This is a genomic window from Amycolatopsis lexingtonensis (assembly GCF_014873755.1).
Taxonomy (GTDB): domain Bacteria; phylum Actinomycetota; class Actinomycetes; order Mycobacteriales; family Pseudonocardiaceae; genus Amycolatopsis; species Amycolatopsis lexingtonensis.
This window is the reverse complement of record NZ_JADBEG010000001.1, coordinates 3,623,113-3,649,894: the sequence shown is the minus strand read 5'-3', so window position 1 is coordinate 3,649,894 and position 26,782 is coordinate 3,623,113. Positions and strand designations below refer to the sequence as shown.

Genomic DNA, 26,782 nt, shown 5'->3' with positions numbered 1-26,782 from the left:
ACTCTGCTGGCGTCAGGAAACTCGGCGACCCGGAGGGAGCTGTCCGGGACCGGGAAACGTGGGCCGAACAAGCAGGCTTTCGCCTCTCGCAACCGGGCCAGAGTGCCTGCGGCATGGAGGCACGGGCCCCCTAGCTTGAGTTTTAACGTTTGCGTGGCTGGGTGAGACCCTGGTTGATCATGAGTGAAGCCCTTGTTCGATCATTCCTCTTGCGACAGATGGAAGATCGAACCAAGGGCTTCAGTTGATCAGTGTGCACCATGCTGGGGACGTCGATGCGGCCGGGGAGCTGTCGGCGTTGCGGCAGGAGTTCTACCGTTGTCTGCCCCGGCGGGCGGACGCGTTGTTCGAGCTGACCGACGCGGTGTTGTGCGTGGACGGCCCGGTCCGCTCGGTCGCGGAGTTGTCACTGACCGGTGAGCATCGCCGCGGGCATGGCAGCGGTTATGCCGCGCTGGCCCAGGGCCGGGTCGACTTCCACCGGTTACGCACCGCCCTGACCACGGTGTCGCTGCCTCGTGCCGCGGACGGGCGGCTGGTACTGGCGGTGGACGTCACCTGCTGGCTGCGCCCGGAAGCACACACGAGCCCGCAACGGATCCTGTGTCACACCTATGGCCGGGGCAAGGACCAGCACATCATGGTGCCGGGCTGGCCCTACTCGATCGTCGTCGCTCTGGAGAGCGGGCGGCACTCGTGGACCGCGCCGCTGGACGCGGTCCGGCTCGCGCCCGGAGACGACACCGCGAGCGTGACCGCCCGCCAGATCCGCGACGTCGTGGACCGGCTGATCACCGCCGGACACTGGTCACCAGGGGATCCGGAAATCCTGCTCGTGGCCGACGCCGGCTACGACGGACCCCGGCTCGCGCACGTGCTGGCCGATCTCCCGGTCGTCGTGCTGGTGCGGATGCGGTCGGACCGGGTGCTGCGCCGTCCCGCGCCGCCGTTGCGGCCCGGCCCCAGCCCCGGCCGCCCCGCCCGCCACGGCGCCGAGTTCGCCTTCGGCGACCCGGCCACCTGGGGCGAGCCGGATATCACCATCGAGACCACGACCCGGCTCTACGGCCCAGCACTGATCCGGGCCTGGGACCGGCTGCACCCCAAGCTCACCTCCCGCACCGCCTGGACCGGCCACACCGGAGACCTGCCCATCCTCGACGGCACCGTCATCCTTCTGCAGGTCCAGCGGCTGCCTTCCGGCGCGATCCCGAAACCCGTGTGGCTCTGGCATTCCCGCACCGGCCTCGAGGTCGCCGAGGTCGATCTGGCCTGGCAGGCTTTCCTGCGCCGGTTCGACATCGAGCACACCTTCCGCATGCTCAAGCAAACCCTCGGCTGGACCACCCCGAAACTGCGCTCAGCCGACGCCGCCGACCGCTGGACCTGGCTTCTTCTGATCGCCTACACCCAGCTCCGCCTCGCCCGCGACCTCACCGAGGATCTGCGCCGCCCCTGGGAGAAACCCCGCCCCGCCCAGCGACTCAGCCCGGCACGGATCCGACGGGGGTTTCGCAACCTGCGTCCACAACTGGCCTGTCCCGCCCGTGTCCCGAAACCTTCCCGGCCCGGCCCCGGACGACCCGCGGGACTGCCCAACCAGCAGCCCGCCACACGCCACGACGTCCACACCGTCACCGGCACGAACAAGCAAAAACCCAAACACGGCAAGAAAACCAAGTCCAGCAACCCACGACCCCGCCAAACAGGTTAAAACTCAAGCTAGCGGGCGTTGTGAGTCCGCCGGAGGCCGCCGTGAGCAGCCCGAGCAGGTCCTGCTCGATGGATGAACCGTGGAGGAGCCGTTTGAGATCGCGCTCTTTTGCATCGCGCACGTCGCGAGCCTTTTCGGACGGGGCGAGCCGGCGGATGACCGCCGGGTCGCGCAGTGGGTGGTCGTCAGGCACGCCGTCGGGAAGGGGTGGGCTGTCTCGTCCGGAGACGATCACGCGCATCCCTGCTGGCGGTCTCATCGGGAGCAGGGCGGCGATGCTGTGTGCGTCGGGAGTGCCGTCGAGTCCGCGATCCTCATCCAGGCCGTCCACGACCAGCGCGAGCTGTTCACCACGCCGAACGCAGTCCTGCGCCACTTCGGTCAGAAGCCCCAGCATGCGGGTCTCCCTGGTCGAATCGGTGACTTGCGGAAGGGGGATTCCGCGGAGTGCGCAGAGCTGCTCGAGTAGGTTGTCGACGAACGCTCGACGGTCGCTCTGGTCGGGCTGGCTGCCGGTGATGAAGAAGGCGACGACCCGGACCCCGGGCGGCGGTTCGAGGACGAATGTGCTCAGCAACGCCGACTTGCTCGACCAAGCGTCAGCGCGCCATCAGGCGTAGGCGCCTGCGGTGTCGGGCGAGGTACAGAACCGGGCCAGTTCGGCAAGTTCGTCGTCGCGGCCGATCAGGCTTCGAGGTGCGAACGACTCGACCCGCGTTAGGTAGTAACTGCGCACTGGTTCGGCGTTACCGATGTGCACGCCGCCGTGCACGGTGGCGGCTTGGACCACCGGACCCGTGAATCTGCCCGAAGCCGAGTTCTCCGCCACCTGGTCATTTCGCTCGATTGCGTCGGCTTCCCGTGTCAAGGTCGCCGCCAGGACCATGATAAAGCCGCGAATGGCGGGTCAACGTTGTGCAGCTCGCGTAGAGCGAGGCGTCGGTACTTGACAAAAGCGGGACAAAATAGCTTGTCGAGAGCTAGTGAAACCGCCGTGGGCGGAGCAGTTCGTTACCGGGCCTGCTCGTCATCTACGAGCCGCAGGCTTCGCTGCTTGACCTGGGCACCGGCCGCCGTCGCGTCGGTCGACGGGCGATCAACCCGACGTCATCGTCACGTGTTCCTGCCCGACAGCTGGCGAGGCGCTACCGTATCGGGTACGTCAGCGAGAGGGTGATCAGGAGGCTGGGTGGCGGAGCACGACGGCGCACCGCCCTTCGAGTCGGCGACCCTTCGTGGACCACAGTTGCCGGTTCCGCGAGAGCTCCCGCCCGATATCTCCGGGTTCACCGGCCGGACCGAGCAGCTCGACGAGCTTGACCGGTTGCTCGACGGCTCCAGAACCACGACGTCGGTCGTGATCTCGTCACTCTCCGGCACGGCGGGAGTGGGAAAGACCGCCTTGGCCGTGCACTGGGGCCATCGGGTGAGTGGGAGATTCCCCGATGGGCAGCTCTACGTCAACCTGCGCGGGTACGACACCGAAGATCCCGCCGCCCCCGAAGACGTGCTCGCCGATCTCCTGCGCGCGCTCGGTATCGCCGAGGCGACGATGCCGGCTGGGCTCGACCGCAGGGCCAGCATGTACCGGTCGATGGTGGCCGATCGGCGCATCCTGGTCATCTTGGACAACGCTCGCACGGTCGATCAAATCGAGCCCTTGCTGCCGGGCACGGTCAGCTGCTTCGTCGTCGTGACAAGCCGCGACGCCCTCCCAGGCCTTTCAGTCACCCAGGGGGCGTCCCGGGTAACCGTCGACCTGCTCTCGCACGAAGATGCGGTAGATCTCCTGAGACGGCGGCTCACGACACGCGTGGACGACGAGCCTGCCGCAGCGGACGAGCTGGTCGAGCAGTGCGCCTGTTTGCCGATCGCGCTCCGCATCGTGGCCGAGCTGGCCCTGGAGAGGCCCCAGACCAAACTGCGTGATCTCGCTGGCGAGCTCGCCGACGAGCGGCGGAAGCTGGCTCTTCTCGGCTCGCACGGTCACGCGCGCATTGCCGTGCGTTCGGTGTTCTCGTGGTCGTACCAGCAACTGAGTCCGCTGCAAGCTCGAGCGTTCCGGCTGATGAGTGTGCCGCCTTCCGGCTGCGCCATCGACGACTATGGGCTCGCGGCCCTGACCGGAGACATCACCCGCGCTGAGGCAGGCGATGCGCTGCACAGCTTGATGCGCGTCAACCTCGTCCGGCAGGCCGCGAACGGCAGATTCTTCCTCCATGACCTCCTGCGGGCCTACTCCGCGGAACTGGGCGGGGAAGGGTCGCATCGCGATGAGCGAGAACACGCGCTCGATCGCCTCTTCGTTTATCACACCTACATGTCGTGTCGGGCGCTCGACCTGCTCAACCCTCAGCACGGTCGCAACCGGCCGGTGATACCCGGACCGGCCAGCCCCACGCTGAAGCTGAAGAATGACGAGCAGGCCATCGCCTGGCTGGCGGCCGAGCGCCAGAACGTCGTGGCGATCGCGAGGCGCTTCCGCGAGAAGGAGTCCGGAGACCAGCAAAGCCCGGTCACCGCGCTTTGCCGAGTTGCCGCTGAGCACAATCTGGGGCTGTTCGCGCGCCACGTCGGCGACGTACCCGGCGCGTTGCAGCACTTCGAGCGGGCGAGCCGGGCACTGGCGTCGTCGGAGCCCAGCTACCTGCGACGGATCTGGCTGGACCAGGCCGAAGCTCTGCTGCTGGCCGGACTGTCGAACGAGGCGGCCAACAGCTTGGATGAAGTGATCGCGGCGGCCGAGCACGCGGTCGACGACGCGGATCTTGCGGAGGCTGAGTTGCTCCGCGCTGTGGCGGCGTTGCTCGACGGGAACGGCCGTGTCGCCCATGAGTTCGCGCACGCTGCCGAACGGAGGTTCTCGACCAACGGTGACATCGGGTGGTCTGCGGTCGCGGCGTTGACCCGGTTGCGGGCGGACGTCAAGTTCGGACTGGCTAACGGAGCGGTCACCGGGTGGCTGGCCGAATGTGCGGTGCGGCTGGCCGACCGCCTCCACAACTTGAGGCTGGTCGACGAGTCGGCGGCGGCGCGTCTGCTGGCCGTTCGGGTGCTCCTCAGGCTGGGTCGGGTGGGAGAGGCCGAAGCGGAGATGGACAGAGTGCCCAAGCCGCGTTACATGACGCCGACCGACCACCAGGTCCTTCGCTGGCTCTGCCGCGCAGAGATCGCGGTTGCGATGGGCAACCGGCGCCGTGCCCTGTCGTGTGTGCGCAACGGGCTCATCGAGCTGGATCACCGCAACGACCGTCCTGCCGGTCCGGACTTGGCCGGCGGCACCGCGATGCACGCCCGCGAACTGGGACAGCTGGGGATCCAGATGATGCTCAGCGACCGGCCGGCTGATCAGGACCCGCAACGGCTTTTCGCGTGGGTCGAACTCGCTCGTGCGACGGCCTACCGGTACGAGTCACCGATCGACGACCCGGCGCTCGCTGAACGCGTCGACGCGTTCCGCCAGCTGACGCGGTCGCTCCAGCTGGCCCAGCTACGCGGTGAGCCCGCCGCCGAACTGGTCTCCCGCCACAACACCCTGCAGCACGAGATCTCCCGCCTCGGCCGGCAGGCCAACACGCGAGGTGGTTCCCGACGACGGGCCAGCTTCTTTCAGCTCACGGACCAGCTCGGCGACCGCGCCTTCGTCAACTTCCTCGCGATCGGCGAGACCCAGCTCGCGGTGGTGATCGTCGGGCGGAACGCCCACGTCGTGCAGATCGGCAGCCGTCGTCGCGCGGAGGAACTTGCGTGGGAGCTTTACGCGGACATCGACGCGTACGCGCCGGACGACTTACCGCAGCCGATCGCCGAGGTGGTGATCGCATCGGCGCGCAGGCGAGCTGGCTGTTTGGACGACCTGCTGCTGGCACCGCTGGCGAAGCTGCTATCCGATCGCGAACTGGTGATCGTTCCCAGCGGGCCGCTGCATTCGGTCTCGTGGGGCTCCCTACCGTCATTGCAGAGCCGTCCCTACGTGGTCACTCCTTCCGCGACGGCGTGGCTGGCAGCGGAGCTTCCGCCGAAGCGCGACCGCGTGGGTGAGACGGTCCTGATCCGTGGGCCCGGTGTCGAGACCGACGGGAGTGAGTTCGAAGGCCTGCTCAGGCTCTATCCGCACGCGGTGTCGTTGAGCGGGCGAGACGCAACCGTCGCGGCGGTGCTGGAGTGCCTGGATGGGGCGGGAATGGCTCATCTGGCGGTCCAGGGCCAGCATGAGCCAGAAAATGCCTTGTTCTCACGACTCGAACTGGCGGACGGCCCTCTGTTCGCTCATGACGTGCTTCGGCTCGGCGTGCCGCCGGCGCAGGTAGTCTTGGCGGCGAGCGAACTCGCATTGACCCACGTCAGGCCGGGCGACGAGCCGCTGGGCTTCGCCGGCGCATTGCTGGCGTCCGGTGTCAGCACGGTCGTGGCCGCGGTGACAAGGGTCGGCAGGAACGCCGCGACGCAAGCCATGACCGAGTTTCACCGGCGGGTCGCCGCGGGAAGCCGCCCGGCGAGCGCACTTGCCCTGGTCACTGCGCAGGACCCGTACCGGCGACCGTTCGTGTGCGTAGGCTCCAGCTGACCGGCGCCGCAACGTCTACAGAGCAGGCGAGACAGCGCCGAAGAGCAGTTCGCCTATCGCTTGCCCTCAGCCGGCAGCCGGATGGCTCAAGGTCGACCAGCTCCTTTCGGAGCCGCTCTGACTGCAGTCAGAGCGAGAATCACGAGGGTCGTGCGCCAATGCTCACCCTGCACGGTATAGGCACAAGGCGCGAACGCTCGCAAATCGGCAGTTGAGAACGTTCGAGCTGCGGTAGGAGCTGACGGCACAGGACGATGTGACGCGCTGGTCGAGCAATGCGGCATACCTGCGATCGCGTCCACGAAACGCGAACTCGATCTCGACCAACCCCGCACGCAATGGACGGTCGCGACTGTGTGAGAACCTCATACTGCGCAAGGAAAAGACGAATCAACAGGACGGAATCCCTTACGGCATCGGCCGGACTGCGCTACGGTCTCGCGACCGCACAACTCCGGGGGGAACCATGCGCCGATCGATCGTAGCCGCTGCTTGCGCCGTGCTTCTGCTCGCCGGAACCGGTACCGCCGCCGCGGGAACCGATCCACGTCAGACCGCACTGGACGCGGCCGTGCAGGCCGGAAACGTGGGAATCATCGCGATCGCGGCGGATCCGGCCGGCCACTGGCGGGGGCGGGCCGGATCCGGTGACATCATCACCGGGGCGAAGCCGGACATCGGCGGGCGGTTCCGCATCGGCAGCGTGTCCAAGACGTTTACGGCGACCCTCGTGCTGAAGCTCGCCGCGAAGGGCCGACTGCGGTTGGACGCGCCGATCTCGGAGTACCTGCCCGGCCTGCTGCCCTACCCGGAGCCGATCACCGTCCGCCAGCTGCTGCAACACACCAGCGGCCTGCCCCGGGACCTCGCCCCGCAGTACACCTGGACGACCCTGCCGGAACTGGACACCGAACGCTTCGTGCACTTCGATGAGGTCGAGGCGATCCACGACAGCACCGTGCAGCCGCTGCTGTTCCCGCCGGGCACGGGCTGGTCGTACTCCAACACCGGCTACAACGTGCTGGCCCTGCTGGTGGAAAAGCTCACCGGTCGTCGGTTCGAGCAGGTGCTGGCCGACTGGATCACCGGTCCGCTGCACCTGGCCGACACCTTCCTGCCGAGGGACTTCCCGCTCGTGCCGAACCCGGCCATGCACGGCTACGAGCAGCTCTACCCGGCCCCGCACGGGCTCACCGACGTCACCGCCTACAACCTCAGCCGCTACTTCGGCGCCGGGGACATCATTTCGAGCGGGACCGACCTGAACCGTTTCTTCCACGCACTGCTCGGCGGCGAGCTGCTGCCGGCCGGCCTGCTCGCGCAGATGAAGACCACGGTTCCGTGGCCGGACACGGAGGGGCGGATCGGTTATGGGCTGGGGCTGATGCGGATCTCCCTGGTGGGGCCCTGCGGTCCGGGCGCTCCCGAGGTCTGGGGGCACGCCGGGGACGTGCCCGGGTACAACACGTGGAGCATGAGCGACGAGACCGGCACTCGCGGGATCACGGTCGGGTCCAGCCCGGACGTGACAGCTTCGCAGGACGCGGCCTCGGGGCGGCTCCTGGCGATGGTGGCGGAGTTCTGCACGCCGAACGTCCCTGGCGCCCGGGCGAGCGCCGCCGGTATCCAGGCGGCGATCCGCTGACGACGCGAGGCCTTCGTGACACGCCGAGCGCTGGGCTTCCGCCACAGGGCCGATGACGCCGGGCAGCCACCCCGGCGGCCGGTTTCCACGAGTTCGTCGAGGCGGGCGGCGATGCGGACTCGCATCGTATCCGGGACCAGTCGGCTATCCGGCGGCCGCGCAGCCGGGTCTTGTGAGTCCCCAGCACGGCTGCCCCCTAGCCTGGTCACCCGCAGCCCGGCCCGCGAACTCAGCGACCGCCGAGCTAGCACCTCGAGATCAATCGCGCTCCGCCAACGTCCGTCCATCGGCACGTGCGTGCGTCCCAGCGGCTCGCTCGACGGCACGAAAGTACGTTTGCGCCGCTGCGGTAATTGCGGTCGCAACCAAGGTTCATTCAGCTGGTGTACCGCCTCGCCACGCCATCGAGCGAGGCCGTGACGGGCAGCCAGGGCGTCGGGATGGTCACAACCCAGGCGACGAACCGCAGTGGCATGCAGCCTCTGATAGTAGCGCATCGCTTGGGCGGCCGAACCTACCTGTCCGAGGCTGGTTCCGGCGCGGAACAACAGCGGGTGCGCGGCCGGCTCCCACAGGCACGCGTCGCTGGCCGCGGACAGCGCATCGGTACTGGCCCGCAATACCTGACCCAGGAAAGTATCCCTCTCGACGGCCGGCCACACCAAGACCAAAGCGTCGGCTACCGCGTGCGCGAGGACCGCCAGCCGAGCCCGGGACAAGCTGTCGCGGGTGGCGCGCTGCACCAAAGCATGGGCCCGCACCGCCCGGGGCACGGAATCCGGCTTACAGGTGATCAGGCTCAACCGGTGCAGGCACGCCAGGCCATCCCGCGCGTCGTCCTCGCCGACAGGACGCCCGACGGTATTACCGAGCCACTGCAGTACGGGGGAGGCGGTGAACACCACGGCTGGAACACCGTTCGGGTCCAGCAGGCTGACGATCTCCAGCTCACCGAAGCCGGCGAGGCGCTCGGGCCCGTGCTGCGCGAATTGTGCATCTGGGGTGAGACCTACGCACGCTGACCGGACACCGGTGGTGCCTCCGGGCGTGCGGGCCCGGACACGACACTTGCGCGGGGCCGAAAACGCGTGGGGCTGCGGGCGCCGCGCTAAGCGGTCGGATCGGGTCCCAGCGCGATGGCCAGCAGGTCGCCCAGCGCGTCGATCTGGGCCGGTGACAAGTCCCGGAACGAAGACTCGATGACCTTGTCGGCGAGCTCCTGTCCTTCAGCGCGCAGGCGCGCGCCCTTCTCGGTGAGCCGGTGCCGCACCGCCCGGCCCGGTCCCGGGACGCGTTCGATCAGGCCTCGCTCGGCCATCCGCGTCGCCAGCGAGCCGAAGGACTGGTCGGTCTGGAACGTCAGCACCGCCAGGTCGTGCAGCGACGCGTCCGGCTTGCGGTGCAGGTGGCGCAGGGTGTCCCACTGCACGAGGGAAAGGCCCAGCGGCGCCAGCGCGCGGCTCAGTGCGCGGTGGTGCCGGTGCTGCAGACGCTTGACGGCCAGCGAGACTTCGCCCGGGTGGTACTTCATGGGCCTCACTGTAACTCACGAAAGACAGGTTGCTTATCTAAGAAACCTTATATAAGGTTCCTGATATGACGAAGTTTCCCGCTGCCGGCTCGCTCCGGCCCACCCGCACCGAAACCCACACCCTCGGCCCGGTCGAAGTGACCGTCGAAGACCGCGACCGCACGCGTCCGTACCTGCTGCTGCACGGCGGAGGCGGGGTCGCGACGATGTCCGGCTTCGCCGACCTCCTCGCCGAACGCACCCATGCCCGGGTGCTGCTGCCCACCCACCCGGGCTTCGGCGGCACCCCCAAGTCCGAAAGCCTCACCGGCGTGGCCGAGCTGGCACGCCTGTACGTCGCGCTGCTGGAAGAGCTGGACCTCACCGACGTGACGGTGATCGGCAACTCCTTCGGCGGCTGGCTCGCCGCCGAGATCGCCCTGCAGGAAAGCCCACGCGTCAGTGGCGCGGTGATCATCGACGGCATCGGCATCGAGGTCGACAGCCACCCGCCGACCGATGTCAGCGGCCTGAGCCTCGACGAGATCCGCGCGCACTCCTGGCACGACCCCGCGAAGGCGCCCGTCCCGCCGGGCGGCGGCACCGGGCCCAGCCCGGACATCCAGGCACTCATCGGCTACACCGGCCCGAGCATGTCCGACCCGACGCTCGCCGGCCGGCTCGGCGACATCGACCTCCCCGTGCACGTGGTGTGGGGCGAGAGCGACCGCATCGTCGACCCCGGCTACGGAAAGGCCTACGCCGCGGCGATCCCGATGTCGACCTTCACCCTGCTCCCGCGCACCGGCCACCTACCGCAGCTCGAAACGCCCGAAGAACTGCTGGGCGCGCTGCTCGACCTCGGGGAGCAGGCATGAGCACTTCGTTGACCGTGACCCGGATCGGGCACGCCTGCCAGCTGATCGAGATCGGCGGCAGCCGCGTCCTCACCGACCCGTGGTTCACCCAAACCGCGACCTACTACCAAGGCGAACCGGTCGCGGCGACCGTCGGATCGCTCGGCCGGATCGACGCACTCGTCGTCACCCACGAGCACTACGACCACTGCGACCTCGACGCGCTCGTGGACGGCGGGTTCGACCTCGGCACGCCGCTGATCGGCCCGGGCACGGTGGCGACCATCGCGCGGGACAGGGGATTTAGCGACGTCCGCGTCGTCGAGGCCTGGGAAGCCGCGACGGTCGGCGACCTGACGGTGACCGCCACGCCCGGCAAGCACGGCGTCCACGAGGTCACGTTCGTCCTCCAGGCCGGCGGGCGCACGGTCTTCTTCGGCGGCGACTCGCTGCGCGTCCCGGAGCTGGATACAATCCCGGACCGGTTCGGACCCGTCGACCTGGCCATCCTGCCGACCAACGGCCTGTGCATCCGGCCGATGAACCTCGCCCAGGTCGTCATGGACGCCGAAGAGGCCGCCGGGCTGACAGCCGCGCTGAAGCCGGCGATGGCCATCCCGCACCACTACGCGTTCCACAGTGGACGGCTGGGCGACAAGATGATCACCAAGGGAGACCAGGATCCGCGGCACTACGCCGACGCCGTGGCCCGGCTCGCCCCGGAGACCGAAGTCCGCATGGTCCTGCCCGGAACCCCCGTGGTGGTCCGGTGAGCGAGCGGCAGTACATGCCCGAGGTCGCCGACGACCTCCCGCCCGGCGAGCGGCCGATGGTGGCCGTCGTCCGGGCGATCCCCGGGCACGAAGACGAACTGGCGGCGGCGATCTCGAGGCTCACCGCGGCGGTCCGGCGGGAGCCGGGCTGCGTCGAGTTCCGGTCCTTCCGGGACGCCGCGCAGCCGGGCGTCTTCCACCTGTACGAGATCTACGCCGACACAGAGGCGTTCCGGGCGCACCTGGCGACCGGCCACGTGGCGCACTTCTTCACCGAGCTGGCCCAGCACAGCACCGCCGACGCCGGCGCGCTGGTCCAGCTCGTCGAGCTGCCGGGCTAGGAGCTGTCCTGTAAGTCATCGGAGCCAGAGCACGATGGCGGCGATGGTGAGTTCGGCCTGGTAGTAGGCAGCGCGTTTGGCGTAGCGGGTGGCCAGGTCACGGAACTGCTTGAGCCGGTTGAAGCACCGTTCGACCACGTTGCGCTGCTTGTAGACCTCAGCATCGAATGCGGGTGGTCGCCCGCCGCGGGAGCCTTTGGCGGCGCGGCGGGCGATCTGGTCGTCCCGCTCCGGGCTGACGAAGGCGATCTGCCGGTCTCGCATCGCCCGGCGGGTCGAAGGATGCGAATACGCCTTGTCCGCGATCACCGTCTCCGGACGACAGCGGGGCCGGCCTGGTCCGATCCGGGCGACGCTAATGCCGTCCAGCAGCGGAAGCAACTGCGGGTTGTCTCCCGCTTGGCCTGGGGTAAGCAGGATCCGTATCGGCAGGCCTCGCCCTTCGACGGCGAGGTGGATCTTGGTGCTCAGTCCGCCGCGGGACCGGCCGAGTCCTTCCCCGTCGCAGGCGAGGGCTTCGATTCCGTCGCTGCATCCCCTTTTTTCCGGGCGCCAGCGGCATGCTGGTGTGCCCGGACCACGCTGGAGTCGACCGAGATGATCCACTCGAGGTCGCCGACAGCGTCGTCTTTGACGATCACCCGGTCGAGGATCTTGTCCCAGGTGCCGTCCTTGGTCCACAACCGCAGCCGTTCGTGCGCGGTCTTCCACGGGCCATAGCGTTCGGGCAGGTCACGCCACGGAGCACCAGTGCGCAGCTTCCACAGGATCGCGTTGATCACCTGACGGTGATCCCGCCACCGCCGGCCACCGCCCTGCTGCGGCGGCAGCAACGGCGCGATCACCGCCCACGCCTTGTCCGTCAACTCACCGCGACCAACCACCGGGCACAACTACCAGAGGTCCAGCTCAACCGCTTACAGGACACGCCCTAGGCGGAGTACGTCCCAACCAAAGACTGCTGCGGCATCACGAAGGTGTCGGACGGAGTCGGCTGGGTGACTCCGTCCGGCAAAGCGACGGTCAGGACTGCTCCGCCCGGACGGTCACGTCCGGCCCCGTCGCACCGCCGTAGGTGGCGATCTTGTACTCGGTTGCCGCGAGGGACAGCGTCAGCTCCCGGATCCGGCGGCGGATCGTGTCGCGGTGCTCGATGAGCATGTCGAGCCGCTCGGGCACGGTGCCGTCGCCGGCGTCGAGGAGCGCGATGTAGTGCTGCAGGTCGCGCATCGGCATCCCGGACAGCCGCATCCGGGTCAGGAACACCAGGCGCCGCACCGCTTCTTCGTCGTAGACGCGGTATCCGCTGCTGTCGCGGCCGACCTCGACCAGCCCGGCACGTTCGTAGTAGCGCAGCGTGTGCGGCGAGACGTCGAGCATGTCGGCGACCTCGGCGATTGTCATCGGCCCGGTCATCCCGCCCACGTCGGTGAGCCGGTGGATGGCATCGACCGACACGTCGTCTTCGCCCAGCATCGCCAGCGCCCTGGTCAGCAGTTCGTCCGTGGCCATGCCGTGCAGCCTCGATCGGCCGCGACGACGGCGGGACGTCGGTGAAGTCGGCGCTGCGGGCGGTCTCGGCCCACCGCTCGACGCCGTCGAGGTCGCGCCGGTAGGCCCGGGTGAGCCGCTCGACGGCCTCGCTGCCCAGCGGCAGCCGCAGCGGCACGTCGTCGCCGTGCACGAGGGACACGATGATGTCCGCGGCCCGCACCGGATCGCCTTCCTGGCGGCCGTCGGCACCGGCCATGTCCGCGCGCACCCTGGCGAGCACGTCGCGGTAGACCTCCGATGGCTCCGCGAACTCCAGCACGTCGGTCTCGTTGAACCCGGTCCGGAACCGGCTCGGCTCCACGAGCATCACCCGGATGCCGAAACCGGCGACCTCGCCCGCCAGCGACTCCGACCAGCCTTCGAGGGCGAACTTCGACGCCGAATACGCGGCCACGCCGGGGAAGGACTGCCGCCCGCCCTGGCTGCTCAGCTGCACGATCGTCCCGGATCCGCGTTCGCGCATCCCGGGCAGCGCGGCACGTACGAGCGCAGCCGTTCCGAACAGATGCAGGTCCATCAGCTCACGCAGCTGCGCGTCGCTGAACTCTTCGACGGCGCCGACCACCGCGCGGCCTGCGTTGTTGATCAGGACGTTGAGCTGTCCGAAGCGGTCGATGGTGTCCTTGACCAGGTCCGCGGCCGCCGTGGTGTCGCGGGCGTCGAACTTCACGCCCAGGCAGCGGTCCGGGTACTCGGCCTCCAGGTCGAACACGCTCTCGGGCCGGCGCGCCGCGGTCACCACGTTGTAGCCCGCCGCCAGTGCCGATTCCGCCAGTGCGCGTCCGAAGCCGCGGGTCGCGCCGGTGATGATCCAGGTCTGTGTCGTCATGGCGGCGACGCTATGGCTTCGAGCGCGCTCGAACGCAAGCCCGCACTCCGGGTGCCGTGCCCCGGCTTCCGCGGACCCTCGGCTCAGCCCGCGATCGCCTTCGACGTCCGCCAGCGGCCGGGCGGGGTGCCGTGGTGGCGTTTGAAGGCCGCGGCGAAGGAGAATTCCGAGGCGTATCCCAGGGAATGCGCGATCGCGGCCAGGCTTGCGTCGCCTTCGCGCAGCTGCTCGCGCGCCAGCGCCATCCGCCAGTCGTTGACGTAGGTCAGCGGGGCCACGCCGAGCAGCGAGGTGAACCGGCGCGCGAACGTCGCGCGGGACAGCGACGCCTCGCCGGCGAGGTCGGCGACCGTCCAGGCGCGGGCCGGGGTTTCGTGCACGGCACGCAACGCGGCTCCGACCGCCGGATCGTCCATCGCGCGGAACCAGGCGGGTGCGGCCTGCACGTCGGCAGTGAGCTGTTCGCGCAGCGCCTGCACCAGGACGACGTCGAGCAGGCTGTCGAGCAAGGCTTGCTGGCCGGGCGCGTCGCGGAGGATTTCGGCGGCGAACACGTCGAGGATCGCCCGGAGGCTCGATCCGGCGCGCGGGCGCACCACGGTCAGCTCCGGTAGCCCGGAGAGCAGCCCGGCGCAGAGTTCGCCTTCGAACGTGTACGCGCCGCAGAAGAACGTGGTGGGGTCGCCCGACTCACCGCCGAACTTCATCCGCCGCGCACCTCCCGCCGTGGTGGTGCAGAGCTCGTAGGCGAACGGCACCACGGCGGCGCCCGGAGTGTGGGCCATGAACTGCCGGACCGGGCCGCGGATGAGGACGACGTCGCCGGGGAGCACCCGGCGGGACCGGCCGGGGTCGTCGGTCCAGGCGAACGCCTCGCCGCCGAGGATGCCGTGGATCGCGAGCTTGGCGCCCGTGGGGAACTCGACGCCCCATGCTCCGCGCGCGGTCGAATGCGAGAACGCGGCACCGCGCGCCCGTGAGCGCTGCAACAGATCCGTCAGGACGTCCACGGCATGAGACGATCGCATATTTTTTCGCGCGGATCCAGCATGGATCATGCCTTCCGGCTCGGGTTTGCTGGCTCTCGGAACAAAGAGCCCGGAAGGAGAGGCCCATGCCCCAGGCAGTGCGGTTCGACAACTACGGCGACATCGACGTGCTGGAGGTGCGGGAGGTGCCCCGGCCGTCGCCGGCCGACGGCGAGGTGCTGGTGCGCGTGCGGGCCGCGGGGATCAACCCCGGCGAGAACGCGATCCGGCTCGGCGCGCTGCACGAGCGCTGGCCCGCGACGTTCCCGTCCGGGGAGGGCAGCGACTTGGCCGGCGTGATCGAAGAGGTCGGCCGCGGGGTGCGCACCTGGTCGGCAGGCGACGAGGTGATCGGCTGGGTGGACACCCGGTCCAGCCATGCCGAGCTGGTCGTCGTTCCCGCCGCCCACCTCGTGCCGCGAGACCCCGCGGTGTCGTGGAAGGCCGGCGGCTCGCTGTTCGTCGCGGGCACCACCGCGCACGCGAACGTGCGGGCCGTCGGCGCCGGTCCGGGCGACACGATCGTCGTCGCGGGTGCCGCAGGCGGGGTCGGCTCGCTGACCGTCCAGCTGCTCCGCCACACCGGAGCCACCGTCATCGGGCTGGCCGGCGAGTTCAACCACGCCTGGCTGCGCGAGCACGGCGTGCTCCCCGTGGCCTACGGCGACGGCGTGCTGAACCGGATCCGCGAGCTGGCGCCGGAGGGCGTCGACGCGTTCGTCGACAACTTCGGCGACGGCTACGTCGACCTGGCGCTGGAGCTGGGCGTGGCGAAGGACCGGATCAACACGATCATCGACTTCGCCGGCGCGGCGCGGACCGGCGTCAAGGCCGAGGGCATGACCGGCTCCGCGAACGTCGAGGTGCTGACCGAACTGGTGAAGCTGGTCGCGGCGGGCGATCTCGAGGTCCCGATCGCCGCCACCTACCCGCTCGGCGAGGTCCGAGAGGCCTATCGCGCCCTGATGCGCCGGCACACGCGCGGCAAGATCGTGCTCGTTCCCCAGTGACCGGAACGCAAGTGCGGCCCGGGACGAATTCTCCGGGCCGCAGCCTGCCGGGTTTCGGCTCGTCAGCCGACCAGTGCCTCTCGCCGTGCCGGATCGGGGACTCCCGCCAGATCGGGGTCGCCGGTGAACGAGGTGAAGGCGAACAGGATGCTTCCGTCGGCCGGTGACGGCGTGATGATGCCGGCGGTTTCCGGCCGGTCCAGGCGGGCGAGGAGCCGGTCGAGCTCTTGCGGCGCGCCGACCGGTTCGACCCGGGTCTGGGCGAGGGTGCGGTGGAGGATGCCGATGTCCCAGCCGCTTCCGCCCGCACCGCTGCCCGCGGGGACGGAGACGGTGGCGTCCAGCAGCCACCGCGGTGCCTTGCCGGGAAGCGACGGCGCGGCGTGCGAGGTCAGGCCGACGACCTGGTCGGCGCGCAAGAGACTGTCGCTGAGGGTGCGGATCCAGACTTTGCTCAGCCCCATGGGGTTGTTCCTCCGTTCGTCGCGAGCTGCTCGGCCGCCAAGGCGGTATCGCCCGGCGGTGTGCGTGGGCACCGGTCAGTAGTCCGGGTCGTCGGCGGGCGCCGGGTTCTTGTCCTTCGCCTCGGGTTTGTCCGCGACGACGGCTTCGGTGGTCAGGCTGGACGAAGGCGTTGCGCGTCCGGTGCCAGCCGCGCGCGAGGATCTGGCCGTGGATGCTGTTGCGTTGCCAGGTCCAGTCCTCGACCGGAGCCGGACGGCCGTGCGCGGCGGCCAGGCGGATGCCGCGGTCGAACGCGACCCAGCTCATCAAGCGGCCGTAGGTGAAGCGCTTGCGGCCGCCGCGGGTTTCCCAAATGCCTTCTTCGGGCTGGTCCCAGTGTTCGCCGAGCCAGTCGAGGGCGGCGCGCACGGCCTCCCAGTCCTGGTGGGGCAGCCCGAACCCGGCGCGGTCGGTGGCGAAGATGCTGTCCAGGGCTTCGCCGTAGATGTCGAGCTGGAGCTGTGCCGTCGGCTGATGTCGATTCCAATCACGACATGGTCGACGCGATAACGGTTGTGCTTAGTCGGGCCCTGAAGCGTCTGTCGAGAGCGGGTAACCCTTACACGTTGAGACCGAGCCGATGGCACCAGTCGGTAGCCGTTCGACCTCGAGCGAAAGGCAGTGCTCGCGGTCTTGCACTGGTGTCGTGTGAGGGCAGTCCGGGACGGTACGCAACCGAACCGTCTGGGGCTAACGATGGTCCGTGCGAGAGTCGCTACTCTGCGCTACTGTAAATGCATGATCTCCCCAAACACGGGAGATATCCCACGCGTGGGGGTTCAAGTCCTCGGACACTCAATTACCCCATAGAGCCGCGCGTCGCGGCGAGGTCAGAGTAACAGCAGCTGGTCGCCGATGGTCTCGTCTATCGTGGCAAGTGCGGATTGTGGGGCGTATGCCTTGACTTCTCGAATCGGGCCGCCACACATGATTGTCAAGTTGTTCGACCTCAGGTAGTCGGCGATCGCGGACCCATCATCACCGACGGTCTCGGCGAATCGCGCGCGGAGATCGTCGAGTAGGTGGTCTTCGCGGACGTAGACGTTTTTCGCGAGCGCCGGTGGGCGGTTGCGTGCGCTGGTGTGGCCGTGGCGGCAGCGGTAGCCCCGTCGGCCGTTCACCCAGTGCGAGTCCAGGCGGCGAGCGCACAACTGACATCGCACAAGCCCCGCCAGCACGTACGTCCTCGTGTCACCGTGCTGAGTAGGCCGGGCCGCGCGCATGCCCTGGACCTCCAGAAAAGTCGCCTCGTCCACGAGCGCCGGATGTGTCACCTTGTCCGACTTGGCCCAGCCTCGTGCCGTCGGCGGTCGGGCTGGGTAACCGTGGTGGGCCGGTCCGGTTGTTCTGGTGCCGTGTCGGTTCCACACCTGCCATCCGGTGTAGCGCGGGTTTTCGAGGATGCCGACTACTGTCCGGACGATCCACTCGTGCTTCGTCCGGTGGCGGTTGCGGTCTCGGTCGGAGCTTGATGGACACGGGATGCCGCGGTCGTTCAGTTCCCGCGCGATGCTGGCCACGCTGCGTCCGGTGGCTCGTTGCTGGAAGATCCACCGCACCCATGGTGCGGTGGCCGGATCGGGTTCGAGGCGGTGCAGGCGGCGGCCCCAGCTCGCCTGGGCCCTGTTCGGGTGTGGCCCGGCGTCGGCCAAGCGGTAGCCGTAAGGTGGCCGGCCGCCGAGGAACCTGCCTTGAACACGAGCCTGGATGCGCATCGCCGCCAGTACCCGGTGCCGAACGCGCAGTACCTCGCGGCGTGACTGGGACCCGAGTAGGAGCATCAGCGCCTGGTGTATGGGGTCGTCGAGGTTCACTGGACCGTCCGCTTCGGGTAGCCATAGCTGGATGCCTTGCGTCTGGAGCGCGGCGAGCACGGCGTTGAATTGGTCGCCGTAGAATGCCCGCTCGTACTCGCCGATGACGACGGCATCGAACGGACGGTTTGGTTGCTCCGCGGTTGCCATCAGCTGGGCCGCGGCGGCCCGTTCGCGCCAGGGCAGCCGACGTGAACACCCTTCGTCGAAGTACTCCGCCACGATCACGCCGCGCCGTCGGATCGTCTCCTCGGCCACCTCGCGCTGCCACCCCAACGATGTCGCCCGGTCCTGGAACTCGACCGTGGACATCCGACCGTAGAACGCGAACCTCAGCCCACGACCTTCGAAGGCTTTCTCGCTGCGTCGGGCGCCGGCCCGACGCGGCGACACGGCGCATGTCGTGGTGTCTCTGCGTGCGGTACTGATCATCGTGCACCTCGCTGCTTGAGCCGGGTTCGGGTTGAGGGCGGAACGCGGTCGCCCTGCACCGATGACGAGGTTGGGGCCGACCTGCACCCGAATGGCCGTGTTGCAGACCCGATCACGCGTGTTGCACTGTAAGTGGTCGACCTTTGTCCGTCGGTAGCCGTCGGGAGGCGTCGGATGTCTGTACACGCCGCAGAATCGGCTGCTCGACCTGGCCAGGCTCGCCGAACGTGACTTCGCGCTGATCAGCTCGCTGCAATACAAGATCAAGCGCGGCGATCGGATTCTGCTCTGTCAGCGGGCTTCGCTCGAGGACGAGGGAGCCGAGATGTTCGTCCGGCTCAAGTACGGCCGCTACGCTGCGGTGCATTTCCGAGGGAGCGAGTGCACACAAACCCACGAGATTTCCGTGGAGTCGCCAGAGCACCGACGCCAGAAGGACTATTGGCAGCGGGCCGCCGAGGACGCCGGTTACCGAACGTCGCAGGAGGTGCGAACCGGGGCGGGCACGATCCTTGACGTAGCGATCGACGGCCCCCGCCGAACGGGCATCGAGGTCCAGCATTCACAGCTGCAGTCCCGGGTAGCCAAATCGCGGACCACGAAGTCTTTCCGTGCCGGCTGGCTATCTGTCTGGTTCCTGGACTCCGACCGGACACCGCCGTGGTTTCACGAAGTTCCGGCGCTCGGTTGCAACAAACTGCCGTGGAGTTCGCTGCCGCCGAGGCGGTCCGCTACAGCGCTGGGACCGAGCCGGTTCGTTGCGCGCGCCTGCACGGTCACGAATTTCGGGACCTGTCCGAACGGCACGAAGAAGCGTCCGAAGCCCCACGGCCGGGAGTACCACCCGTATCGCGAGCCGTGGCCCGGGCTGACCGTCGATGACGTCGCGGCCATGCTCCCGGCCGAGCAGATCGTGCCCATGAGGGCGCTGCGGGGTGACGTCCACCTTGTCGCACCCGAGACCCTGACTTGGTTCGAGGAGCTGACTGGACAGAACGGCGCGTACGTCCCGGACACCCGTCGTCCTCGAGGTGGGCGAGCCGCGGACAGTGCGCTCTGCGTCAATCCAATCCACGACCAGCAGATCGTCGAACGAACCTGTTTCAAGTGTGATCGTGCCCCAGTTGGTCCCGGCGGCGTGCTGTGTCTCGCTTGCACGCGCGCCATGGAGACCCGGCCGGCCCGCGAATGCTACAAGCCGCAGCCGAGTTGAGCTCGCGATGCGGTCCAGCCCACCGCCAGGGCGATCGCGTATAACGCTCTATTCGTTGGCGCCACGTCCGCGTGCAAGCGAACCCTTGTGACAGTCACATGACGTCGAGTCGGGGAGCGGCCGACGCTGCCTCCGCGGCGTCGACGATGGCGTGTGCGTCGGCGGCGTTGCTCACGCGCACCGCCATGGCCGGCACCGCGCGTTTCGTCGGCCGGGTCGTGTACACGGCGAGGAACTTCGTCGAGCGGTTGTAGATCGCCGCTTTGGCTTGGTTCCAGTCAACCTCGAGAACCTGCTTGCGCACGACGCCGACGAAGAGGAACAGCAGCCGCTGGCTCGTGCAGGCGAGGACGCCGAAGCCTTCTCCCTGCGCTCCGGTCAGTGCCAAGACCCGCTCCTCGGGACGAAGGTAGCCGGCCAGGAGGTTGACCTCTTTCATCGAGCCGACGAGCAAGCCACTCACCCGGCCGACAGCGTGCGCGATGTCCGGTCGCAGAGCAGGAGCCGCTTCTGCCTGCTTCGCAGGAGCCGCCTGCGCAGCTACTGGCGCCGGAACCGGCACTTCGGTGGTGTGGAACGTCCAGCGTCGGCCGTCCCAGTAGCGGAGCAGCAGCTCGTCGAGCGGATCGGTGAACCATCCAGGTGGGCGGACCGGGGCGATCGGTGGCTGGGTCATGCGTCACTCACCACCGTCGTCGGACAGATCGCCGTTGGCGTGCAGCGCGATGGTCGGCAGCGCCTGCGCCCCTACGGGCACGGCCACCTCACCGGCGCCGCGGCGGCTCGGCTCGGACGCGCGCCACTCGACGGCCTCCGGTGTGTCGGTGTACTGGAGGACGTGGGCGTCACGAATGGCGAGAAGTTGCTCCTTCACCTCCGCCGGTGTGGCGTAGAAGAACTCCCGGCGCATGTTGACCAGGTTGACGCGCTTGTGGCTGAGCCGCCGGTGCAGTTCGGTCTCCAGCGTCACCGCGTCGTCGGAGAAGATCAGAGCGTGGACGTCGAAGCGGAACGGCACGGACGCGTCACCGAGCTCGCGGACCCGGTCGAGGGGTTCTTGCCGTCGGGTCATGCCGATCTTGACGACGTCCGGGCCGAACGCGCCGATGTTCGAGATCACGTATACGTGCCCGACCCGGATGTTGGCGGCCCGCCGTTCGACGCCGGCGATGGCGTCGTCGATCGATGTGAGCTGTTCCTTCGCCCTCGCGAGCCCGTCGAGGTCGCCTTTCGCTTCGAGCTTGGTGATGGCGGTGGCGTAGTGGGCTCGTTCCTTGGCCAGACGAGCGCGTTCCCGCTCGATCTCCTTCATCACCTTGGCCTCTTCGCGAAGTCGCTCGCGCTCCGCCCGAGCCTCTTCTCGTTCGGCCTCGACCTTTACCAGGTAATCGGCGGTCAGGTCGATCTCGCGCAGCCGGAGCCGGTGATAGCTGTCCGAGACGGCGATCCGCATCAGGACGCCGAGCCGGCCGATCGTGTCCCGGGTGGTGGTCAGCCTCTTCTTCACGGCCTCACGGGTGTGTGGCTTGACGACGCGGACAGCGTTGTCGGCTTCGGCGTTGTAGGCACGCAGCATCAACTTGGCCATGTCCCGGCCGAGCTTCTGGCCCTCCTTGACCGAACCGTTGACGGCCCAGTCGACCTGACAGGACACCGCGCTGCCCCGCGCCTCGACCTTGATCTGCTCGCGCAGCCGCTTCAGTTCGTCCTTGTAGGCGACGGCGTCGTCGAGCGGGTGGGCGTACTCGTAGACGCCGACTTCCTGCAGCAGCGCGAGTTCTCGCGTTTCGACCAGTCTTGACTGCCACGCCGCGACCTCGGATCTCCGCTGTCCGACCGAGGCGTCCAGTGCCGCGCGTTCCTGCTTCGCGTTCTCGACGGTCGAACGTAGCCGCCGCAAATCGGCTTCGAGCGCAGGCGTTCCCGCGCCACGCAGCTGGGTGACCCATCCGCGCAACTCCGCGATCGTCGCGTGCGCGGCACTGAGCTGCTGCTGCAACGCGGCCAAATCCGCATTCTCCCGACCGCCGAACAGCGCCACTGCCGTTGCCCCTTCACCCAGTGAAACTCGTATCCGGTCACAACGGACCCGGACGGCTCACCTGAGATCGGCAGCACCTCATGGCCTGTTACAACGTCGCTCCAGGTGCGTCATGGGTAACGGACTACGCCGCGCCGGCCACACCCGCCGAAGAGGTCGCTGAACGGTGACGGTCTGGCGCTGCGACCGTGCGGATTCCGGTAGAGCGATGGCGGACACGCAGTTGCTCGCGGGCGGACTGCGCCGGAATCGTGCCTATTTGCACTTGATCACAGTTCAGCAGCGCCGCGAACACGGACGTAACACGCAGGGTAGCCACTGCGACCTCTCATTCGCACTCACTGTCACCGAGAGGCTGTATCCATGACCAGCGACGCCGCGTCGGACACCCTCATCGCCCAGTCGCGGCACAAACGGTGGCCGCGGATCTTGCTCGCTGCTGGAGGGGTGGTCGCGATCGTCGCGGTCACAATCGCGGTAACCCGGGCGACAACCGCTCAGCCTACGCAGCCCAGCCCGACGATGAACGTGGCCGCGGCGGCGCCGGCCACCGTTACCGCGACGACGTCCGCCGTTCCGACGGTCGTGCCGAACAACACGGGCTATCTGACCAAGAAGGTCGGCGAACGCGCCGGACTCGGTGCGGGCACCGAGCCGGCGGTCGAGTTCTGGATCACGAAAATCGCCGTCGACTCGAAGTGCAATCCCTACAGTCAGCGCAAACCCGGCACCCACTCGCTGATCCTTGACGTGACGGTCAAGACCCACCAGGACGACGGCTATGGATCGATCAACGCGATGCCCGGCCTGCTGAACGAGTTTGCATTCTCGACCGAGGGCCCGGCGGGGGTGAAGAATCAGGCGGAGTGGGATTCCTGCCACCCGGAGGTAAAGCGGCTGCCGAACGTGTACGCGCTGAACAGCACCTACACCGGCCAGATCGCCCTCGCGACCGCAGATTCCTCAGGAAAGCTGCAGCTCAACGGTGCGGGCATCGACAACGTCAAGGGCTGGGAATGGCCCTTCTGATCTGTCTCCGGTCACTTGGAGCCAGCTTGACCGCCAGTGCGATCACCCGACGCTATCGACAACGCCGCCGCCCTGTCGCGCTGGACCACCGCCAGATGGCCGGGCGTCACCGTGAAGCACCGCTGATCTTCTGTCTCCGCTGCGCGTAGCCACCGCCAGCCCGCGATCGGCGGTGCACCACCTCCGCCCGCACCGCCCCGGCGACCAACTGGGGGTCGACAACTCAGAGAGAGAAGCACAGTGAAGAAGATCCTGATCGGCGTCAGCGCCGGGTTTGCCCTGCTCGTGATCGCCACGGCGTGCAACAGCCCGGCACATCGGGCGACCGCGCCGAGCCAGCTGCCCGCCGCGGCTACTACCCAGCCGGCTACTACCCAGCCGGTCACCTACCCGCCCAGCACGCCGTCGCCGCCCAGCCCGAGCCCCACCAACGAAACGAGCACCGTGGAGGCGGCTGCACAGTTCTCGCCACAGGTGGAAATGGCCCGCGACAAGGCGCAGAGCTACCTCGGTTTCAGCGCGTTCTCACGCAACGGCCTGATTCGGCAACTGTCCTCGGATGCTGGTGAAGGTTTTCCGAAAGCCGTGGCCACCGAAGCCGTGGACAGCCTGTCGGTCGACTGGAACGTGCAGGCCGTCAAGTCTGCCGAGAGCTACCTGAGCTTCACATCGTTCTCCTGCTCAGGCCTGAAGCAGCAGCTCTCGTCGTCCGCCGGTGAGGGCTACACCAAAGCGCAGGCCGCCTACGGCGCTGGCCAGACCGACGCGTGCAAGTGAGGCCGAGCGCCTGATTCCCATCATGGTCGGTCGACAGAAGTCCGCCTGGCGAGTCCACCCCGCGCCGGGGAGGTCGGCGAGTTCCTGACTTGCTGGAGGCGGACTAGGTGTACTGACCACGGCGGTTGGGCGCACCTAGACGACTCTTTGACGTGATTCTGTGAGAATCCTGGTAAAATCTTGCTGCGCGAGGTCCAACGAGGTCGTTGGCTGACATTCGTTAGGTGCCGCTGCGGGTGCTTCGGTTCACCACTAGCTTTCTCGCGCGGGCGACGTGCTCCAAACGTGTTGCGGCCTCGACGGGGTCTTCGTGCTCCCAGATTCTGACGACCAACCACCCCATCGCAGCCAAGACAGAGTCGGTGTCACGGTCACGCCTGGCGATACCGCGGAGTTTGAGCCGCCACCAGCTCCTGTTCGCGATGGGGAGGTGACCGTGTTCGGGGCAGGAGTGCCAGAAACAACCGTCGACGAAGACCGCGATGCGCGTGCCTCGCAGGAGCACATCGACCCGCCGACGCCGATTCCCGCCCGGAACCGGCTGATCGACGACGAACCGAAGACCTCGGCGGTGTAACGCACGCCGGAGCTCGATTTCCGGACGTGTGCCCGACCTCCTGGTCCGGCGCATAACGGTTGCAGTGGCTGCAGATGATGCCGGCGGTGCGGGGCCGGGATCCAGGTGTCGGTACACACGAGGACTCTCTCAGCAAGGTCCGACAGAATCCGCCGATGCCGCTTGCACCGGAACCGGGGACAGGGCAGGCTCTGTCTGCGGCAGCCCAGGCAACTGCGGTTTTCCATGCCGTTTGTATGTAGCTCGCAGATTCGCATGGTCGGGCAGAGTGCTTCTTCGGCCAGCACAGCCGTGACTACAACTGCAGGTCTATCGCGAACCTCAAGCTGGGGTTGTAGATCAACTCGGTTCGGACACTCAATTACCCCATAGAGCCGCGCGTCGCGGCCGGGTCAGAGTAACAGCAGCTGGTCGCCGACGGTCTCGTCCATCGTGGCAATTGCGCGTGATGGACCGCATGCCCTGCACCGCCAGGAACATCGCCTCATCCACGAGAGCCGGATGCGCCACCTTCTCCGACTCTGCCCAACCTCGTGTCTCCGACGAGCGGACTGGATCCCTGGGGCGGCCCGGACCGGTTGTGCTGGTGTCGTGCCGGTTCCACACCTGCCGAGCGGTGTAACACAAGTTCTCGAAACGACGCAGCGTAAAGCTCCGACTCACAACGCTCGGGCTCGATCGGCTGGTCGAGCACGTAACCGCGCTCGACAGAGTCGCGGCCGCCGCACTCGTCACCGCCCAGCGCACAGCTCTCCGGCCGCCTCGCAAGCCGTCACAGTCGCTCCACCGGTAGCCAAAGCCCTGTGCGGCGGGCTTGCAGTGACGGCTGTGACGGAGTTTGACGAGGCCCGTCTCAGCCGTCACGGGCAACGCCTCAGCAGGTCGAGCAGCATTTATCGCTGTCACAGCACGTGTGGTGGGCGTGACGCCTCGCGGGCCGGGGGTGTGACGGCTGATCCGCGACAGCCCGACAGGAACCCGCGTCGCAGTGCCGCCTACGACGGGGAAGAACAGTGACGAGATCAACCACTGTGTCTGCACCGTCAGTTATGCGGCTCAGCGTCCGCGACCATGGATCGGGGAAGTTTCTGACCGATGAAGAGCGGGCGGATCGGAACGCCCGGTCGTTGGTCGCAGGGCCTCATTCAGGCTAATGTGAGTTCCATGTCGACCACTTACGGGATTATGGTTGAACGTCGCGTGCGATACGTTGCGGCCACGCTTGGAGTGCCAGAATTTGTTTATGTACCTCCACTTGTGCGCAAGAGCGGCGCGGTCCGTGAAGTTGGGGATGGCATTCTGTATTGTGGTGCCGGCGGCGCCGTCTTGCAGGTGAAGGCTCGGGCTCGACGTGAAGGGCGTCGCGATTCAAGTGGAGATGCTGTTCGATGGATAGTAAAGCACGTAGAACGAGCCGTGCGCCAAGGGCGGGGGTCCAAGCGTACGATAATTAGCTACCAAGGCAATGGTGATCCACTTTCAATAGTGCCATTCAGATCGATGGTGCTCGGCGATGACGTACGTGCCGGATTCGAGGTTGTTCTCGATAGTGATTGTTCAGACTGGCCAATAATAGTTGTTGTTGATCACCCGAAGTCTGTGGGTGTCGAATTACCGCAATATGAAGACGCTTTCTGTGTCACTCTATCAGACTGGCTCGAGTTGAATCGTCGTATTCGGTCGGTGCATGGACTGCTTCGGTATGTCAATGCTGTGCTGGAAGCTGGTTCTGAGGCACACTTCCCGCTAGGTCACGAATCGGAGAGGTTTTCTGAGGTGGCCTCCTTGGAGCTATCTCGTACGCGAACTTACCGAGGGTCTCATCTCGCCGTGCCGGTCGTATCGTCGGCTGCCACTAGTAATCCGAGGGCGGTCGCCAATTATCGGCAGCTAATTGACAATACGTGGGGCCCAAATGAAGAGTTGCCCGGGCTTCCAATCGGCGATTATCGCGCGATCTTGGACTTCTTTGACGACGCACCCGCAAGTGTTCAGGAATATGTAGGTTTGTGGCTTAGTGAACAGGATGCGACTTTGCGGCGGGTCAGGCATCGCGTCAGTGGAACCACGCTATTGGGCTATCGGCCTCTAGTCTACATGTGTGACTTCTTTGAAAATCAACCCGATAGACAAGATTGGTTTACGCAACTGTGGGGCTTGACGGCCGTGCGGGCGATTGAATGGCGTGAGCAAATGAAGGCCAGGCATGACGTGGTCGGTGTAGGGGTTAGATATATTGAAGAGAGCGAAAAAGAGTACACGTACATTCTCATGCGGCCAGAGATCGAGGTTCCGGGAGATGTAAGGAAGATGACCGAGTGGACTTTCGGGTTTGCGAACTTTCGTACTTTCAGGACCGATAAGTTGAAGGTGGGAAGAAACGAACAATGTCCATGTAGCTCTGGAAAAAAATTCAAAAAGTGCCACGGGCTGCCAAGTGTGGCATCAGAGGAAAGTTAGAGTTAGCGCGTGACGGTTGCTTAAGCGCCTGCGATAAATCACTTATCGCCATGAGTCATGGACGGGTTCAGCGACCCTGGTGTTCCAGTGTGGCTCTGCCGACGAAT

Annotated in this window: 23 protein-coding genes and 2 pseudogenes; 12 read left to right on the top strand and 13 right to left on the bottom strand. The window is 67.3% G+C overall.

All coding sequences use genetic code 11. The annotated features are described in order from the left end of the window. Window positions 1-253: 253 nt before the first annotated feature. The gene (locus H4696_RS16575) at window positions 254-1,714 is read left to right on the top strand and encodes an NF041680 family putative transposase (protein WP_338064941.1); all 1,461 of its coding nucleotides are present in this window, start codon (window positions 254-256) and stop codon (window positions 1,712-1,714) included. On the opposite strand, the gene H4696_RS16570 is transcribed toward H4696_RS16575, so the two are convergent. Together H4696_RS16570 and H4696_RS16565 are read right to left on the bottom strand one after the other, a co-directional pair. Continuing rightward, entirely contained in the window at window positions 1,635-2,291 is a 657-nt protein-coding gene (locus tag H4696_RS16570; RefSeq protein WP_192782343.1) for a hypothetical protein, read from the bottom strand. The two genes, H4696_RS16575 and H4696_RS16570, sit on opposite strands and share 80 nt — an antisense overlap. Before the next feature lie 33 nt (window positions 2,292-2,324). Next, entirely contained in the window at window positions 2,325-2,600 is a 276-nt protein-coding gene (locus H4696_RS16565) for a hypothetical protein (protein WP_086855734.1), read from the bottom strand. Between the two features lie 303 nt (window positions 2,601-2,903). On the opposite strand from H4696_RS16565, the gene H4696_RS50115 reads away from it, so the two are divergent. From H4696_RS50115 to H4696_RS16550, 3 genes are all read left to right on the top strand, one after another. After that, complete coding sequence (locus H4696_RS50115) at window positions 2,904-6,281, top strand: CHAT domain-containing protein (RefSeq protein ID WP_249026796.1); 3,378 nt, start codon at window positions 2,904-2,906, stop codon at window positions 6,279-6,281. A 466-nt stretch (window positions 6,282-6,747) separates the two neighbouring features. Continuing rightward, window positions 6,748-7,926 (top strand): serine hydrolase domain-containing protein, encoded by a 1,179-nt coding sequence (locus H4696_RS16555; RefSeq protein ID WP_086855735.1) that lies wholly within the window; start codon window positions 6,748-6,750, stop codon window positions 7,924-7,926. Between the two features lie 383 nt (window positions 7,927-8,309). Next, entirely contained in the window at window positions 8,310-8,948 is a 639-nt protein-coding gene (locus H4696_RS16550; RefSeq protein ID WP_143264895.1) for a hypothetical protein, read from the top strand. Window positions 8,949-9,034: 86 nt separating this feature from the next. Here the strand turns inward: H4696_RS16550 and H4696_RS16545 are convergent, their stop codons facing one another. Beyond that, window positions 9,035-9,457: a MarR family winged helix-turn-helix transcriptional regulator gene (locus tag H4696_RS16545; RefSeq protein WP_086855737.1), complete on the bottom strand. Its 423-nt coding sequence runs from the start codon at window positions 9,455-9,457 to the stop codon at window positions 9,035-9,037. Window positions 9,458-9,522: 65 nt separating this feature from the next. Between H4696_RS16545 and H4696_RS16540 the strand changes: the two genes are divergently transcribed. From H4696_RS16540 to H4696_RS16530, 3 genes are read left to right on the top strand one after another with little or no spacing between them, the layout of a single operon-like run. Then, a complete protein-coding gene (locus H4696_RS16540) occupies window positions 9,523-10,314 on the top strand; it encodes an alpha/beta fold hydrolase (protein ID WP_086855738.1) in 792 nt (263 codons plus the stop codon). Continuing rightward, window positions 10,311-11,066 carry an MBL fold metallo-hydrolase gene (locus H4696_RS16535; RefSeq protein WP_086855739.1) on the top strand — a complete coding sequence of 252 codons (756 nt, stop codon included), beginning with the start codon at window positions 10,311-10,313 and terminating at the stop codon, window positions 11,064-11,066. Before H4696_RS16540 ends, H4696_RS16535 begins: the two co-directional genes overlap by 4 nt. Continuing rightward, window positions 11,063-11,407, top strand: a complete 345-nt coding sequence (locus H4696_RS16530; RefSeq protein ID WP_249026798.1) for a putative quinol monooxygenase — start codon at window positions 11,063-11,065, stop codon at window positions 11,405-11,407. The genes H4696_RS16535 and H4696_RS16530 overlap by 4 nt, the downstream gene beginning before the upstream one ends. Window positions 11,408-11,422: 15 nt before the next feature. Here H4696_RS16530 and H4696_RS16525 read toward each other — a convergent pair. From H4696_RS16525 to H4696_RS16510, 4 genes and pseudogenes are all read right to left on the bottom strand, one after another. After that, a protein-coding gene (locus H4696_RS16525) for an IS5 family transposase (protein ID WP_249026799.1) occupies window positions 11,423-12,291 on the bottom strand; the annotation gives its coding sequence in 2 pieces (ribosomal slippage) (window positions 11,423-11,917 and window positions 11,920-12,291; 867 coding nt in all). Between the two features lie 139 nt (window positions 12,292-12,430). After that, the gene (locus H4696_RS16520; protein WP_086855740.1) at window positions 12,431-12,919 is read right to left on the bottom strand and encodes a MerR family transcriptional regulator; all 489 of its coding nucleotides are present in this window, start codon (window positions 12,917-12,919) and stop codon (window positions 12,431-12,433) included. A 319-nt stretch (window positions 12,920-13,238) separates the two neighbouring features. Next, a pseudogene (locus H4696_RS16515) lies at window positions 13,239-13,790 on the bottom strand (SDR family NAD(P)-dependent oxidoreductase); the annotation flags it as partial. Window positions 13,791-13,873: 83 nt separating this feature from the next. Continuing rightward, the gene (locus tag H4696_RS16510; protein WP_192782342.1) at window positions 13,874-14,800 is read right to left on the bottom strand and encodes an AraC family transcriptional regulator; all 927 of its coding nucleotides are present in this window, start codon (window positions 14,798-14,800) and stop codon (window positions 13,874-13,876) included. Window positions 14,801-14,904: 104 nt separating this feature from the next. On the opposite strand from H4696_RS16510, the gene H4696_RS16505 reads away from it, so the two are divergent. After that, window positions 14,905-15,828 carry an NADP-dependent oxidoreductase gene (locus H4696_RS16505; RefSeq protein ID WP_086855742.1) on the top strand — a complete coding sequence of 308 codons (924 nt, stop codon included), beginning with the start codon at window positions 14,905-14,907 and terminating at the stop codon, window positions 15,826-15,828. Between the two features lie 62 nt (window positions 15,829-15,890). On the opposite strand, the gene H4696_RS16500 is transcribed toward H4696_RS16505, so the two are convergent. From H4696_RS16500 to H4696_RS16490, 3 genes and pseudogenes are all read right to left on the bottom strand, one after another. Next, a complete protein-coding gene (locus tag H4696_RS16500; RefSeq protein ID WP_225955715.1) occupies window positions 15,891-16,292 on the bottom strand; it encodes a hypothetical protein in 402 nt (133 codons plus the stop codon). 151 nt (window positions 16,293-16,443) lie between these two features. Beyond that, window positions 16,444-16,794, bottom strand: a pseudogene (locus tag H4696_RS16495) (glycoside hydrolase family 15 protein); the annotation flags it as partial. Between the two features lie 368 nt (window positions 16,795-17,162). Next, complete coding sequence (locus H4696_RS16490; protein WP_225955714.1) at window positions 17,163-18,578, bottom strand: recombinase family protein; 1,416 nt, start codon at window positions 18,576-18,578, stop codon at window positions 17,163-17,165. A 325-nt stretch (window positions 18,579-18,903) separates the two neighbouring features. Here H4696_RS16490 and H4696_RS16485 point away from each other — a divergent pair, with 325 nt between their 5' ends. Continuing rightward, window positions 18,904-19,791: a competence protein CoiA family protein gene (locus tag H4696_RS16485; protein WP_086856601.1), complete on the top strand. Its 888-nt coding sequence runs from the start codon at window positions 18,904-18,906 to the stop codon at window positions 19,789-19,791. Between the two features lie 94 nt (window positions 19,792-19,885). Here the strand turns inward: H4696_RS16485 and H4696_RS16480 are convergent, their stop codons facing one another. After that, complete coding sequence (locus H4696_RS16480) at window positions 19,886-20,467, bottom strand: DUF2510 domain-containing protein (RefSeq protein ID WP_086856602.1); 582 nt, start codon at window positions 20,465-20,467, stop codon at window positions 19,886-19,888. A 3-nt stretch (window positions 20,468-20,470) separates the two neighbouring features. After that, a complete protein-coding gene (locus tag H4696_RS16475; protein ID WP_086856603.1) occupies window positions 20,471-21,832 on the bottom strand; it encodes an SNIPE associated domain-containing protein in 1,362 nt (453 codons plus the stop codon). A gap of 363 nt (window positions 21,833-22,195) precedes the next feature. On the opposite strand from H4696_RS16475, the gene H4696_RS16470 reads away from it, so the two are divergent. Continuing rightward, window positions 22,196-22,861: a hypothetical protein gene (locus H4696_RS16470; protein WP_143264928.1), complete on the top strand. Its 666-nt coding sequence runs from the start codon at window positions 22,196-22,198 to the stop codon at window positions 22,859-22,861. A 240-nt stretch (window positions 22,862-23,101) separates the two neighbouring features. Then, window positions 23,102-23,638 carry an Ltp family lipoprotein gene (locus H4696_RS51250; protein WP_211299598.1) on the top strand — a complete coding sequence of 179 codons (537 nt, stop codon included), beginning with the start codon at window positions 23,102-23,104 and terminating at the stop codon, window positions 23,636-23,638. Between the two features lie 220 nt (window positions 23,639-23,858). Here H4696_RS51250 and H4696_RS16460 read toward each other — a convergent pair whose 3' ends face one another. Next, window positions 23,859-24,269 (bottom strand): PDDEXK family nuclease, encoded by a 411-nt coding sequence (locus H4696_RS16460; RefSeq protein WP_086856605.1) that lies wholly within the window; start codon window positions 24,267-24,269, stop codon window positions 23,859-23,861. Between the two features lie 1,110 nt (window positions 24,270-25,379). Here H4696_RS16460 and H4696_RS16455 point away from each other — a divergent pair. Further along, window positions 25,380-26,675 (top strand): SEC-C metal-binding domain-containing protein, encoded by a 1,296-nt coding sequence (locus tag H4696_RS16455; protein ID WP_158104263.1) that lies wholly within the window; start codon window positions 25,380-25,382, stop codon window positions 26,673-26,675. Window positions 26,676-26,782: the final 107 nt, after the last annotated feature.